Annotated in this window: 13 protein-coding genes; 11 read left to right on the top strand and 2 right to left on the bottom strand. The window is 63.2% G+C overall.

Going from position 1 to position 13,274, the window contains the following annotated elements; all coding sequences use genetic code 11:
• Nucleotides 1-18 precede the first annotated feature (18 nt).
• From AC1MLZ_RS22575 to AC1MLZ_RS22525, 11 genes are all read left to right on the top strand, one after another.
• Complete coding sequence (locus tag AC1MLZ_RS22575) at nucleotides 19-345, top strand: TrbC/VirB2 family protein (protein ID WP_262827090.1); 327 nt, start codon at nucleotides 19-21, stop codon at nucleotides 343-345.
• 1 nt (nucleotide 346) lies between these two features.
• The gene (locus AC1MLZ_RS22570) at nucleotides 347-682 is read left to right on the top strand and encodes a VirB3 family type IV secretion system protein (protein WP_262827091.1); all 336 of its coding nucleotides are present in this window, start codon (nucleotides 347-349) and stop codon (nucleotides 680-682) included.
• The gene (locus AC1MLZ_RS22565; RefSeq protein WP_480962155.1) at nucleotides 675-3,041 is read left to right on the top strand and encodes a VirB4 family type IV secretion/conjugal transfer ATPase; all 2,367 of its coding nucleotides are present in this window, start codon (nucleotides 675-677) and stop codon (nucleotides 3,039-3,041) included. The genes AC1MLZ_RS22570 and AC1MLZ_RS22565 overlap by 8 nt, the downstream gene beginning before the upstream one ends.
• A gap of 1 nt (nucleotide 3,042) precedes the next feature.
• Complete coding sequence (locus AC1MLZ_RS22560; RefSeq protein ID WP_262827093.1) at nucleotides 3,043-3,768, top strand: TrbJ/VirB5 family protein; 726 nt, start codon at nucleotides 3,043-3,045, stop codon at nucleotides 3,766-3,768.
• Nucleotides 3,769-3,770: 2 nt separating this feature from the next.
• Entirely contained in the window at nucleotides 3,771-4,043 is a 273-nt protein-coding gene (locus AC1MLZ_RS22555) for a hypothetical protein (protein WP_262827094.1), read from the top strand.
• 45 nt (nucleotides 4,044-4,088) lie between these two features.
• On the top strand, nucleotides 4,089-5,153 hold the full coding sequence (locus tag AC1MLZ_RS22550; protein WP_480962154.1) for a type IV secretion system protein: 1,065 nt from the start codon (nucleotides 4,089-4,091) through the stop codon (nucleotides 5,151-5,153).
• A gap of 435 nt (nucleotides 5,154-5,588) precedes the next feature.
• Nucleotides 5,589-6,266: a VirB8 family type IV secretion system protein gene (locus AC1MLZ_RS22545; RefSeq protein WP_480962153.1), complete on the top strand. Its 678-nt coding sequence runs from the start codon at nucleotides 5,589-5,591 to the stop codon at nucleotides 6,264-6,266.
• Between the two features lies 1 nt (nucleotide 6,267).
• Entirely contained in the window at nucleotides 6,268-7,275 is a 1,008-nt protein-coding gene (locus tag AC1MLZ_RS22540) for a TrbG/VirB9 family P-type conjugative transfer protein (protein WP_480962152.1), read from the top strand.
• Between the two features lies 1 nt (nucleotide 7,276).
• On the top strand, nucleotides 7,277-8,581 hold the full coding sequence (virB10, locus tag AC1MLZ_RS22535; RefSeq protein ID WP_480962151.1) for a type IV secretion system protein VirB10: 1,305 nt from the start codon (nucleotides 7,277-7,279) through the stop codon (nucleotides 8,579-8,581).
• A gap of 4 nt (nucleotides 8,582-8,585) precedes the next feature.
• On the top strand, nucleotides 8,586-9,608 hold the full coding sequence (gene virB11, locus AC1MLZ_RS22530; protein ID WP_262827099.1) for a P-type DNA transfer ATPase VirB11: 1,023 nt from the start codon (nucleotides 8,586-8,588) through the stop codon (nucleotides 9,606-9,608).
• A gap of 13 nt (nucleotides 9,609-9,621) precedes the next feature.
• Nucleotides 9,622-11,544 carry a type IV secretory system conjugative DNA transfer family protein gene (locus tag AC1MLZ_RS22525; RefSeq protein WP_183937156.1) on the top strand — a complete coding sequence of 641 codons (1,923 nt, stop codon included), beginning with the start codon at nucleotides 9,622-9,624 and terminating at the stop codon, nucleotides 11,542-11,544.
• Nucleotides 11,545-11,719: 175 nt separating this feature from the next.
• On the opposite strand, the gene AC1MLZ_RS22520 is transcribed toward AC1MLZ_RS22525, so the two are convergent.
• Nucleotides 11,720-12,610, bottom strand: a complete 891-nt coding sequence (locus AC1MLZ_RS22520) for an MBL fold metallo-hydrolase (protein WP_183937840.1) — start codon at nucleotides 12,608-12,610, stop codon at nucleotides 11,720-11,722.
• A gap of 20 nt (nucleotides 12,611-12,630) precedes the next feature.
• On the bottom strand, nucleotides 12,631-13,272 hold the full coding sequence (locus AC1MLZ_RS22515) for a DsbA family protein (RefSeq protein ID WP_037529341.1): 642 nt from the start codon (nucleotides 13,270-13,272) through the stop codon (nucleotides 12,631-12,633).
• Nucleotides 13,273-13,274: the final 2 nt, after the last annotated feature.

Raw genomic sequence — 13,274 nt, 5'->3', positions numbered from 1 at the left:
CAAGCCATGGAGACCCGTATGAAGTTCACTCAATCCATGGGCCGGATGTTGTCCGACGCCCGCGCGCGGCAGGTCATCGGCTTTGCCGGTGCGCTCGCCCTCATTTCGATCGCACAGCCCGTCCTTGCACAGAGCAGCGGCACGTCGATCGAGACCGGGCTCGGCACGATCAGGACCTGGATGACCACCGTCGCGTCCGTTGTCGGCGTCATAGCCGTCATGGCGGTCGGCTATGCCAAGCTGACCGGCCGGATGGATTGGGGGAAAGCGGTCACGGTGCTGATCGGCATCGGCATCATCTTCTCGGCAGCGACAATCGTCGGCTGGATGGGCGGATCGGCGTAGCATGGAAGACAAGCTCGCCGAGGATAAGGTGTTCCTTGCCCTGACCAGACCGTCGGTGTTCATGGGATTGCCGCTCGAGGCAATCCTGCCAATCATCATGGTCTGCATGGTGGTTTGGGGGATTTTCCACAATCCGTTCTACCCCCTGGCCTTGTTCGGAGCGCTCTACTTCCCGGCGCGCATGATCTGTCACTACGACTTCAATGCGTTCCGGCTGTGGGGCCTGTGGTTCCAGACCGGCTTCCTATCCAAGAACCGCAAGTTCTGGGGGGGCGGGAGCTACTCTCCCGTCCGCCTCGCCAAAGGCGTGAAGCGAAAGCATTTCGGCAATGACTGATTTCAGGCTGAAGCATAAGAAGATCGCTGTCCGCGAGACGGATGACATCAAGTTCATTCCCTACACGCGGCACGTCGACGACACGCTGGTCGCGCTCGAGGACGGCTCGCTCATGCGCATGTACCGCGTCGATGGGCGGCCGTTCGAGACCAGCGACGTCGGCGATCTCAACACCTGGCATAACAAGCTCAACATCGCGTGGCGCTCGATCGGTGACGATCGCGTTGCGTTGTGGACCCATCTCGTGCGGACAGCCACAGACCCCATTCTCGGCGGCGACTTCCACTCCGACTTCGCGCGAACCTTGCAGGAGAAATACGCCGGCACGCTGAAGGAGAAGGTCCTCTACCACAACGAGTTCTACGTCACGATCATCGTCCGGCCGTCGAGCATGGCCGGCGAGCAAGTGACGCGGCTTTTCTCCAAGCGAAAAGCGAACGCCGAGATCGACGATCGCGCGCTCACGATCATGGCGGACAAGTGCCGCGACTTCGAAACGCTGCTTGCTGATGTCGTTCCGGAGCCGCTCTCGATGTATGAGCACAACGGTATTCTATTTTCACGACCGATGGAGGTGCTTCACTTCATCCTGACCGGCGACCGCATCCGCGTGCCGCTGCTCGACGGCAGGCTGGGCCAAGCCCTGTATGCCTCACGCGTGGTGTTCGGTCGCGAGGCGGCCGAGATCCGGCTTCCGCACACGTCCCATTTCCTCGGAATGTTCGGCGTGCGCGAGTATGTCGCCAGCACGCGGACCGGTCAGTTCAACAGCCTGCTCACGCTCGACTTCCCGTTCGTGCTGACCCAGAGTTTCGCGCCGTTGGTGAAGTCGGTCGCGAGCGAGCGGTTCACCAAAAAATACAAGCAAATGGTCTCTTCGGACGATGCCGGCGTCAGCCAGGCGGAGGAACTGCTCGACGGCGTCGACGATCTCATGGCGAACCGCTTTGCCATGGGCGAGCATCACCTCTCGATCGCGGTAATCGACGAGAACCCGAAGCGGCTGCTGGAACGCTTGTCGATCGCACGATCGGCAGCGGCCGATACAGGTATGGTGATGGCGCGCGAGGACGTCGCGCTGGAGGCCGCCTTCTGGGCGCAGCTTCCCGGCAATTTTCGGATGCGCGCGCGCCCCGCGGTCATCAACACGCGCAATTTCGCAGGCTTGAGCCCGTTCTACACCTTCCCGGCGGGTCGCAAGTCGGGAAACCACTGGGGCGAGGCGGTGACGCTGCTCAAGACGCGCGCGGGCTCCTCCTTCTGGTTCAACTTCCACCGGGCCGACATCGGCCACACGCTCATCATCGGGCCAACGGGTGGCGGCAAAACAGTGCTGCAGAACTTCCTTCAAGCGCAGCTCGAAAAGACCGGTGCGAAGCAGGTATTTTTTGACAAGGATCGCGGTGCCGAGATCTTCGTCCGCGCTTGTGGCGGCACCTATCTGGCGCTGCGCGACGGCGAGCCCACCGGGTTCGCGCCGTTGAAGGGTCTCACCCCGTCGCCGCACGACATTGCTTTTCTGCGGCAGTTCATTCGTGTCCTGGTACGCCGGGACAACCGCCCGCTCAGCGTCGCCGAAGAGCGACTGATCGACGAGGGTATCGAGGCGGTGATGCGGCTGCCGGCGCCGTCGCGCTCGTTCAGCGCGTTGCGCGAGATGCTGGGCTACGCCGATGCGGAGGGCATTGGTGCGCGGCTGGAGCGCTGGTGTCTGGGCGGCCCGCTCGGCTGGGCTTTCGATGGTCCACAGGACGAGGTGTCGATGTCGGCGCGGTTCATCGGCTTCGACATGACGGACTTCCTGGAGAACCCTGAGATCCGCACTCCCACGATATTGTACCTCTTCCACCGCGTCGACGAGCTACTGGACGGGCGGCGTGTCGTGGTTGACGTCGACGAGTTCTGGAAGGCGCTTCAGGACGAAGCCTTTCGGGCGTTCGCGCAGGACGGTCTCAAGACCTTCCGTAAGCGCAACGCCTTCATGGTATTTGGCACGCAGTCCCCGGCCGACGCGCTGCGCTCGCCGATCGCGCACTCGATCATCGAGCAGACCGCGACCAAGATCTTGCTTCCAAACTCGGACGCCAAGCGATCGGATTATTGCGATGGGCTCGGCCTGACGGATGCGGAGTATCGGCTGATCCGTGAAGACCTGACGCCGGAGAGCCGGACCTTTCTGGTCAAGCAAGGGCATACCTCGATCGTTGCGAAGCTCGATCTCGGCGGGATGCCCAATGAGCTGAAAGTGCTTTCTGGCCGCGAGGAAACCCTCGTCGCCATGGAGGAGGCCATTGCCCTGGCGGGCAACGATCCTGCGGCATGGCTGCCGCATTTCTATGCCAACCAAAGGAGAAGCTGACATGTCGCTCAAGCGCATCATCATGGTTGCAGCCGCGCCGGTCGCGATCGTCGCGTTCGCGTCGCCGGCCGCTGCACAGGGCATCCCTGTGTTCGACACCTCTACCTATGTGCAAGCGCTCGCCCAGGTCCAGAACACGATCAAAATGATCCAGCAGGGCGAGCAGCAGATCCAGACAGCGACGACGACGCTCAGCTCGCTTCAGAAGCTGACCAACGTCAACGCGCTCGCCCCGCAATTGCTCAACGCGCAGGTGCGCAACATCCTGCCCAACACGACGATCGACGCCTCGACGTTGCTCAGTGGCGACCTGTCGAAGATTGGTTCGCTCGGTTCGCTCGCATCGAGCATCCAGTCTCGTTACGCGCTGCCGGCAACGTCGTCCTCCGACGCAGACCTAGCCTACACCCAGGCGCTCAAGGATGCGACCAGCTCATCGGCCGCCACGGCCGCGCTGGGCGAGAATACGCTCAGCATCGCCCAGACCCGGATGCAAGGCCTCGACCAGCTCCGCGAGCAACTGTCGTATGCCAAGGATCCCAAGGACGTGATGGACCTCCAAGCCCGGATCTCGGTCGAACAGGCACAGCTTCAAAACGATATGCTCAAGATGCAGGCGATCCAGATGGCGCAGGCCGGTCAGGCGAACATGCAGATCAGTGCGGCGCAAGTGGCGGCCGGTCGCGATGAAGCAGCCTTCTTCAGTGCCAACACGATCAGGAAGTGATCATGCGCAAGATACTATCGCTCTGCTCGTTGCTCGTCGTCTGCGGATGCCAACAGAACGTCGTGGTGCCTACCGCCAAGGATCTGATCGCCAGTCCTCAACTCCTCTCGCAGTGGCAAGCGAAGTGCGATGCGGGGGAGTACAGCCATCTCCCTGCGGATCAGAAGGCCAAGATGTGCGCGACGACCGGCGACGCGACCATCTCGGTCGCCCAGACCAAGGCCGGCAACGAAGAGGCGGACTTCTTCAAACAGAACACGATCCGCAAGAAGTAGATTTACTCGCTGCGCTTTGATCGCCGAAGATCGGAACCTCACCCAATGGCTGCCGGCCCACCCAACATCATGACGCTGTTCACGACGATGTATTCGTATGTGGAGACCGCCATAGCGACCTCGGTTGCGAGCTTCGGGGCGGGTCTCGTCAGTTTCGTTGCAGCGCCTTTGGCCCTGGCGGCGATCATCTACTTCCTGCTGCTCGGCTTCGCCGTGCTGCGAGGTGCTATCCAGGCCCCCTTGCGCGAACTGGTATTCCAGGCTGGTAAGGTCGGATTCGCCCTCGCGGCTGCCAGTGCCGTCGGCTATTCGGCGTTTGTGGTGAACGTGGTCACCAACTTGCCGAGCGAGATCATCGCGGCTGGATCGGGCACGCCCGTCACCAACCCGGGCACGACCTTCGATACCTATGTCTCCGATACCGGCAAGCTCTCGGAAAAGTTGGTCAACGCGAACCTGAAAGTTCAATCGCAAGAGCAGAAGGGCATCACCGACTTTCGCACGCCCGTGATTCAGCTCAGCGCCACGCTGATCACCTATCTGTGCGTCGCCGTCCTCTACATCTTCGCGTTCCTATCGGCGTCGATCGGCTTTTGCATCGTCATTTTTGCCAAGCTTTCGGTTGCGATCTGCGTCGCGCTCGCGCCGCTTGCGCTGGCGTGTCTGCTTTTCAACTCCTCCCGCTGGCTGTTCGACGGGTGGCTGAAGCAGACCGTCAATTTCATCCTGCTGATGGTCGTCATGGCGATCATGACCAAGTTCATCACCGGCCTCCAGGAAGCCGCGATGGACGGCATCATGGGATCGATCCCCGAAGACGGCTCGTCCTTCGTCATGGCGCAGAACGGCTACATCGTTCTGAAAGCCGCCGTAATGCTCGTCGCGACGATCGCCTGTGCGGCGATCTACATCGTCGGCACGATCTTCTTCTTTCAATCGCCGGCCATCGCCGCGGGCATCTCGGGGGGTGCGTCCTCTGGCGGCCATGGCTTCCTGCAGACCGGGGCGAACATGTTGACCAACCGGCTCATGTTCCGGCGCGCGACGCAGGCGAACCGTCCCCCCGCAGTAGGAAGCGGCACGGGCGGCTCGGCCTCTCGGTCCAATTAGGCCGGCTGCCAGTCCAGAACCATGAAACACAGAACCGCCGGGCGCGGGACCTTACGAACGGAGACCGTATGAAAAGGCTGACCATCGTGGCGATCGGCACGCTTGTTCTTGGCGGCTGCACCGGGACTCATATCAGACCTGTCTCGGTGTGCGACGGCAAACACCGGCGTCCCGCCAACCTCTACGGGTCGATCCTGCCGAGCTTGCCGGTGCCACTGCCGGCGTCACAGCAGGGCGCAGGGCAGTCGATGGTGGTTCCTCCATCACGCGAGTCAGCACCGGCGCCTCTTCCCGCACCGCCCCCTACGCCCGGTGCCGGAGGTCCGCCTGCCGCCCCCATCGGACCTGGGGCCACGAATATCCCGCGATCGGCACCACGCACGTCCGCGCAGGACGTCGCGCCGACCTACTCCTCCTGCTGAAGGGATCGACGCCATGGGCGCGGTGAAGGCCGAAGATAAAGAGAAATACTACGAGACCTCGAGGACGTGGGAATACGATCGTATGCGTGCGGCGATCCAGTCCAAGCGGCTCGCCTGGGGTGTCGCCGCAGGTGCGTGCACGCTCGCTGTGGCGTCGGTTGCGGCCGTCGCGATGCTGAGTCCGCTGAAGACCGTCGAGCCCTATGTCATCAGGGTCGACAAGAGCTCGGGCGAGACGCAGGTCGTGACCGCGCTCAAAGGGCCGCAGCCGCGCACCTATGAGGATGCGGTCAACCGCTACTTCATCTCGCAATATGTACGGTTGCGCGAAGGCTGGCTCAACGATGCCGCGCGCGAGAACGCCTATACGGTCATGCTTACCAGCGATTCCGCCGAGAGCGCTCGTTACCTGAACAGCGTTCAGGCCAACAACAAGAACGCGCCGTCCAACATTTACGGCGACAAGGGCTTCGTCTCGATCTCGATCCGGACGATCAGTTTCCTCAGTCCTACCGTGGCACAGGTTCGCTTCACGAAGATCATCACCTTCGGGCAGAACACGCCGATCGCGCAAAATTGGAACGCGATACTGACCTTCAGATACACGACAGCGCCGGAGCATGAGAAGGATCGGAATATCAATCCGCTCGGCTTCCAGGTCGTGAATTATCGTTCTGATCCGGAGGCGTGACATGAGCGATCAGCCAAATACGTCGGACAATGGCGACCGTGTTGCCGTCCCCTTCATGCCCGCGCTCCGCAAAAAGCTGATTCTCCGCCTGTCACCGCTGGCGACGGAGTTGGTGTTGACAGAGGATGGCGCCAGGAACCGGTTCTGGCGCGGGGTTGGGGCGGTGTGGCACCGCCTCGTCGCGTTCTCAATTCTGGGTGCCGCGGCAGTCACGCTCGCGCCGCAACCCGCGTTCGCCTCGGAGACTCCCGTCCCCGGGGCCAAGGACGCCCGCGTTCGCAACGTCAACTACGATCCGGATCAAGTGGTGACGATCGTCGGCAGTTTCCGGCACGCGATCGAGATCCAGTTCGGGCCCGGCGAAACGGTAACGCAGGCCGCCCTGGGCGATACCGTCTCCTGGCAGATCGCGCCTGTAGGCAATATCGTCTTTCTCAAACCCCGCGAGAGGGCTGGAGGCACCAACCTGATCGTCGTCACCAACGCGGGCGGCGTGCCGCGCACCTATCATTTCAACCTCGCACTAGGGACGGGCGCCACGATGTACGGCGTACGGTTCCGCTATCCGCGCGAGGAACGGGCGATGGCGGCGTTACAGGTGCAGCTTGCCCAGCGCCAGGCTGCCAAGGCGATCGAGACGACCATCACCACCGCCGCGCTCGACCATGCCGTGATCGAGGGCACCCGGAATATGAATTACACCGTGCAGGGTGACAGCGCGCTGCAACCCACCGAAATCTCGGACAACGGCGAGTTCACCGTGCTGCGCTATCCCGGCCACGCCGACATTCCCTCGATCTTCGCGGTCGATGTCGACGGGACCGAGACGATCGTCCCCTACGATGTCCGCGAGGATTTCGTCGTGATCCATGCGGTCTACCGGCAGCTGCGCCTCCGGCGCGGGGCGACGGTGCTGTGCATCTACAACGAGGCGTCGCTGCGCAACGATCGCGGCGATCGAACGGGCACCGTCTCCAATGTCGTCGAACGCAAAGTGAAGGGGCAGTAACATGGTCGGGACCGTCATTGACCGCGGGGGCGATGTCGCTGCCGACACCGTTCCACCAGGCGAGGTGGATAGCCCGGTCACGCGTAGCGGCGGGTGGGGCAACCTCGCCTTCATCGGTGCGGGGATCGGCCTGCTCGGTGCCATAGGCGGCATCGTGATAGGCTATGGCGCGTTTCACCAATCGGCCAGTACCGCGGCTGCCGCGCAGCCCGCTAAGGCCAGTGACCGTGCCGTCGACGACGTGATGGGATCGCCGAACGCGCAGCGAGCGGCGCTCGCGGGTCAGCTCGGCCAGCCCGGCGCGGCGCAAACCGACATCTTCGGGCGGCCGATCGCCGCAGCCCCGGGGCCGCAGGTCGCGGATGCCAACGGCAATCCGGTGCCGGCAACGAGCGGGACAACCTCCCCAACGGCGAACGGACAGCAATCTCCCGAGCAGCGACGTGCCGAGCAGGCACGCGCCATGGCCGATGCGGCGCGGCGGTCGCCGATCATGGCCTTTGGCAACACCGGGCTGGCCTCGGCCGCCCTTCCCGCCTCCGCCGGTGCCGACGCCCAACAGGGCACGGACCTCGACGACCGGACGCGCGGCGGCCAATCCACTGTCGCACGGCGGGGCCTCGGTGCCAGTGGCTTCGGAGCGCCGGGTGAAGACAGTCCGGCCGAGGCGGGCAAGGGCTCGACCGACTTCAGCGATCAGCTCGGCCATGCCGCGATCCAGACGGTCCGGGCAACGATGGTCGCGGACCGCAACCTTCTGCTGAGTGCCGGCACGGTCATTCCCTGCACGCTCCAAACGGCGATCAACTCGACGCAGGCCGGCTTCGTGTCCTGCGTCATTAATCACGACGTCTATTCCGAGAACGGCCGCATCGTCCTGCTCGACAAGGGGACCAAGGTCCTCGGGCAATATTCCGGCGGCATCACGCAGGGGCAAGCGCGCCTGTTCGTACTGTGGACGCGCGCCCTGACGCCGCGTGGCGTCGCGATCGACCTCGGGTCGCCGGCAGCGGATAGCCTTGGTCGGGCCGGGTTGCCAGGCGGCGTCGATACCCAGTTCTGGGCACGTTTTGGCGTCGGGCTCGTCATCTCGGTGCTGGAGGATGCCTCGCAGATTGCCGGTCGGGCGGTTGCCAATGAGGGGAGCAACACCACGCAGGTTCCCGGGCAAACCGGGCAGACCGTCCTGCAGCAGACCATGAACATCAAACCGATCCTGAAAAAGAACCAGGGCGACACCGCTGCGATCTTCGTCGCCAAGGACTTCGATTTCCGCTCGGTCTATGACGTAGGATTGAGGCGTTAAGGCCGTGGCATCCAGTCCGACCTCGCTGATCTACGAGCATAATGCCGAACCGATCCGACGGCACCTTCTGCGCGACGATGTGACCGAACTGGTCATCAATGAGCCGGGGATGATTGGCCTCGAAACACGGAACGGCTGGGAGTGGCATGAGGAGCCCGCACTCGACAATGCGGCCCTCATGACGCTGGCGAAGCTGATCGCGGGGCTGACCAAGCAGGACATCAACTCCGAATATCCGATCTGCTCCTCGGTCTTGCCGGGCGGCGAGCGCGCGCAGGTCGTCGTCCCCCCGGCGGTCGAGCAAGGCTTCATCTCGATCACGATCCGCAAAGCGTCGGGCGTGACGATGAACATCGACGATTTCGAGCGTGCCGGCTTGTTCAGCGAGGTCCGCGCGCACGGCCTGTACGAGGAGGTCGACCCCGATCTGCTGCGACTGCGCGAGGCGGGCGACTGGCGCGCCTTCTTCAAGCTGGCGGTCGAAGCCCGCAAGAACATCCTCATTTCCGGCGCGACGGGCTCCGGCAAGACGAGCTTCTCTAAGGGTCTCATCAAGCTGATCCCGGACTATGAGCGGATCCTGACGATCGAGGACACGCGCGAGCTCGTTGTACCCCAGCGCAACCACGTCCACATGATGTACGCCAAGGATGGGAAGAGCCTCCAGAAGGCGGGCGCCAAGGAGTTGCTGGAATCGGCGCTGCGGATGCGGCCCGATCGCATCCTTCTGCAGGAGCTGCGGGACGGCACCGCCTTCTTCTACCTGCGCAACGTCAACAGCGGTCATCCCGGTTCGATCACCACGGTCCACGCAAACACGGCGGAGGGCGCGCTCGAGCAGCTGACGCTGCTGGTGAAGGAATCGGAGGGCGGCAACGATCTCGACCGCCACGACATCCGGGCGCTGCTGCGCTCGCTGGTCGATATCGTCGTGCAGATGCACCGCCTGCCACCCGGCGAGGGCCAGCCGGCGCGCTATCGCATGACCGAAGTATGGTTCGATCCGGCGAGCAAGCCGACCGACTGAAGGGGGTATCGGCATGAACGGAAAATGGGTGCGAAGCGACGAAGGGTCGCAGCCGGGCGCGATCGCGTTCCTCGGCATCATCGGCCTGGCGCTGAGCGCCACGATCGGCGCCCTCGCCGTCCTGTGGCGTGCCCACCTCCTCAACGCGCATACGCCCTGGATTAAGGTGCCGGCCGCGCTGTGGGCGCTGAAGGGCTATCCGATCGTCTATCAGCCGTTCCTGATCGGCGTCGGGATCGGCCTCGTCCTGACGGTCATCACCATTCTCTCCACGCTGTTCAAACGGCAGAAGCTCCACGGCGAGGCGCGCTTCGCACGAGTCGGCGAGGTCCGCAACGGCAAGATGCTCGCCTCGGCCGGCATCGTGCTGGGCAAGTTCGGCGGCAAGGTGATGCGCTTTGGCGGACCCGAGCATGTGATGCTGGAAGCCCCAACGCGCGCCGGCAAGGGGGTGGGCGTCATCATCCCGAACTTGCTCGACTGGCTCGATTCTCTCGTGGTGCTCGACATCAAGCAGGAAAATTACGACAATACGGCGGGGTATCGGCTGAAGGTGCTCGGGCAGCAGGTGCTGCTCTTCAACCCGCTCGATCCCACGGGCCGCACCGTGCGGTGGAACCCGCTGAGCTACATCAACCGGCATGATCCGGTGGAGGTCATCAACGAGCTTCAGAAGATCGCGGCAATGCTCTATCCCGATCCGCTCACGGGCGAGAAGTTCTGGGCCGAGGGCGCGCGAACCGCTTTCCTCGGCATCACCGCATATATCGCGGCAACCGTCGACGATGGGGAGGACGCCCTCCCCTTTACGCTCGGCGAGGTGTACCGCCAGTTCGCGGCCAGCGACGCCCAGCGGCGTTTCCCGAAGATCATCGCCGATCGTAAGAAGGCCGGTAAGCCCCTGTCGGAAGGGTGCGTATCGGCGATCAAGGATTATACCGGCTCGTCGGCGAACACATTCTCTGGATTGCGCCAGTCGGTTACGTCCAAGATCAACGGCTGGCTGAACCCATATGTCGATGCGGCGACCTCAGAGAGTGATTTCGATCTCAGTGACTTTCGGGACAAGCGGATCTCGCTCTATCTCGGCGTGTCGCCGGATGACCTGGAGCGGGTTGCGCCGATCTACGGCCTGCTCTTCCAGCAACTCATCGACCGCAACGTCCGCGAGCTGCCGAAGGGCGACAAGCATCAGATCAAGGTGCTGCTAGCCCTGGACGAGTTCGCGAGCCTCGGCAAATGCACCGTGCTCGCGAACGCCTTCAGCTATGTCGCCGGCTACGGGTTGCGGATGCTGCCGGCATTCCAGTCGCTCGAACAGATCCAGGGCGTCTATGGGGACAAGGTGGCGGCCGACATCGAGCGGAACTGCGCGGTGCGGCTCGTGCTTCGTCCGGCCGGTTTGGCCGAAGCGAAGAAGATTTCGGACCAGCTCGGCAGCTACACGTTCAAGGCTCGCTCGCGCTCGATGGGAACGTGGGGTGGCGGCGGCGGCTCCACCTCGGACTCCGATCAGCGCCGGCCGCTGATGCTCCCTCAGGAAGTCGAGTTGCTGCCGGAGGACGATCTGATCGTTTTCCGGCGAGGCATGTACGCGACCTATGGAAAGAAGGTCCGCTACTATGCCGAGAAGAAGCTCTCGGCGCGGACCAAGATACCGGCCCCCGAGATGCCCCAGATCCGCGTCGACCCGGCGGTCGCTGCTAACAGCCTCCGCGTGATCGAGGCCACGCAGGCCCCGGATGACGTCAATGCCGCCTCGTCAGCGCCAGGCGCCGCGCCGATGGCAGGAGCGGTTGCGACTAACGGCGCTCCCGCAGTAGGTCGGCATGGATTGAACCAAGCCGCGATCAACGCCGCCTTGGCCGTTCCGTCAAACGAGCGTGTCGCCAAGCTCTTCGACGGCGTCCTCATGGTGCGAGGCAGATCTGGGTGACCAATGGGAATGCCTTCTCATCGAGTTTTAAAGTGGGAACGAGCAAGGTTGTCCCCGGAGGGCGTCAGTTGGGGACTTTCCTGCCAGACAGCTTTCAGGATTGGAACGGTCGAAAGCCGCCGGCACGTGGTGTCACAACCGTTCGGTTGTGACACTTGAGACAGCGCGGACTGAGCTATGAAGCAGCAGGTCCAAACCGGTTCAGTGGCAACTTGAGAAACGCCGTCCCACATTCGTCGGCATCTGGCAGTCGGCCGCCACGTATGTTCACCTGAAGCGCGGTAAGCATCAGGTCGGGTAGTGGGAGCGATGCGTCGCGTTTCTCGCGGGTTGCGACGAACTCGGCTTCGTCGATGCCATCGTGAACATGGATGTTGTCGCGACGCTGATCGGCGACGGTCGAGTGACCGAGTACGTCCCGGCCATCCTTTCCATAGTCATGCCCGACATAGGTTGCGGTTTCGGGTGGCAGATCGAGGATGGCGCGAATCGAGCGCCACAACGCATGAGCATCACCACCCGGGAAGTCTGCCCGGCTTGTGCCGCTATCGGGGACCATAAGCGTGTCGTGAACGAACGCGGCGTCACCGACGACATAAGTGATCGAGGCGAGCGTATGGCCCGGGGACAGCATGACTTGAGCGTCTAGCGTACCGATCCGGAAACGCTCGCCATCCGCAAACAACCGGTCCCACTGGCTGCCGTCGACGGCGAGATCGGGCAGGCAGTAGATGTCCCGCCACAGCTTCTGCACTTCCACGATCTTGTTGCCGATCGCGGTTTTGCCACCGGTCTTGCCGGCGAGGTACGGAACGGCTGAGAAGTGATCGGCATGGGGGTGGGTGTCGAGCACCCATTCAACCGTCAGCCCCTTCTCACGCACATAGTCGAGGATCAGATCGGCGTTGCGGGTCGCGGTCGCACCAGCGCGCGGGTCAAAATCCAGGACTGGATCGATGATCGCGGCCGTTTTCGTAGTGTCGTCGACGACAACATATTGGAAGCTACCAGTGCGTTCGTCATGGAGCGACGCAACGGTCATGCCATCGTGCTTATACTCGATCATGTTTTCGTCCTCTCGCTCTGTCAGCTTTCCGCCCGCGCACGCGCGAACAATCGTTCGAAATCACCTGCTTCGATCGCGCCCATCACCAGCATGCGTTCAGCAAGAAAGCCCGGGGTGCCGGCCAAACCGATCGAATAGGCCTCTTGGCCGTTCGCGCGCAGACGCGCTGCGACAGCCTGTGCATGCGAAGCAAGCCAGGTCGTCGCGCGCAGCCAGTCCCCGCCAGCGCCGGTGACAATGTCCCTCAGCATGTCGTCGTCGATCAAACGACTGTCGGTCATCAGCTGGCGATGAACGGCCGGGTAGATGCCCTGTTCGGCACAGGCGAGCGCAACGCTCGCGGCGCGTTCGGACGGCGGACCGAAGATCGGCCAGTCCTTGTAGATGACCCGAACCTTGCGATCGCGTCGCACCGCCTCTTCCAGTGCGGGGAAGGCGTGACGACAGGCCGGGCAACGATAATCGGTGAACACGGCAAGTCGCAGCGTGGCATTGGCAGGGCCGTATTCAGGCGAACCGCTGCCCGCCAGAATCAGGTCAGCGGTCGGACCAACGTCGCGACCGATCGGCGCTGTGCGTCGCAGCATCTGTCCGACTGCCCAACCAGTCACGACGACGGCCCCAAGCCCGACTGCCTGCCTGCGATTGAGCGGCTCTGGCATGT

The organism is Sphingomonas sp. PEI4, assembly GCF_056679955.1.
This window is presented reverse-complemented; position numbering and strand designations above follow the sequence as displayed.

Coding starts and splice junctions, on each gene's coding strand:
- AC1MLZ_RS22550 (WP_480962154.1), top strand. CDS start 4,089: ATGGCTGCCGGCCCACCCAACATCATGACGCTGTTCACGACGATGTAT.
- AC1MLZ_RS22525 (WP_183937156.1), top strand. CDS start 9,622: ATGAACGGAAAATGGGTGCGAAGCGACGAAGGGTCGCAGCCGGGCGCG.
- AC1MLZ_RS22575 (WP_262827090.1), top strand. CDS start 19: ATGAAGTTCACTCAATCCATGGGCCGGATGTTGTCCGACGCCCGCGCG.
- AC1MLZ_RS22570 (WP_262827091.1), top strand. CDS start 347: ATGGAAGACAAGCTCGCCGAGGATAAGGTGTTCCTTGCCCTGACCAGA.
- AC1MLZ_RS22545 (WP_480962153.1), top strand. CDS start 5,589: ATGGGCGCGGTGAAGGCCGAAGATAAAGAGAAATACTACGAGACCTCG.
- AC1MLZ_RS22565 (WP_480962155.1), top strand. CDS start 675: ATGACTGATTTCAGGCTGAAGCATAAGAAGATCGCTGTCCGCGAGACG.
- AC1MLZ_RS22555 (WP_262827094.1), top strand. CDS start 3,771: ATGCGCAAGATACTATCGCTCTGCTCGTTGCTCGTCGTCTGCGGATGC.
- AC1MLZ_RS22540 (WP_480962152.1), top strand. CDS start 6,268: ATGAGCGATCAGCCAAATACGTCGGACAATGGCGACCGTGTTGCCGTC.
- AC1MLZ_RS22560 (WP_262827093.1), top strand. CDS start 3,043: ATGTCGCTCAAGCGCATCATCATGGTTGCAGCCGCGCCGGTCGCGATC.
- AC1MLZ_RS22515 (WP_037529341.1), bottom strand. CDS start 13,272: ATGCCAGAGCCGCTCAATCGCAGGCAGGCAGTCGGGCTTGGGGCCGTC.
- AC1MLZ_RS22520 (WP_183937840.1), bottom strand. CDS start 12,610: ATGATCGAGTATAAGCACGATGGCATGACCGTTGCGTCGCTCCATGAC.
- virB10 (WP_480962151.1), top strand. CDS start 7,277: ATGGTCGGGACCGTCATTGACCGCGGGGGCGATGTCGCTGCCGACACC.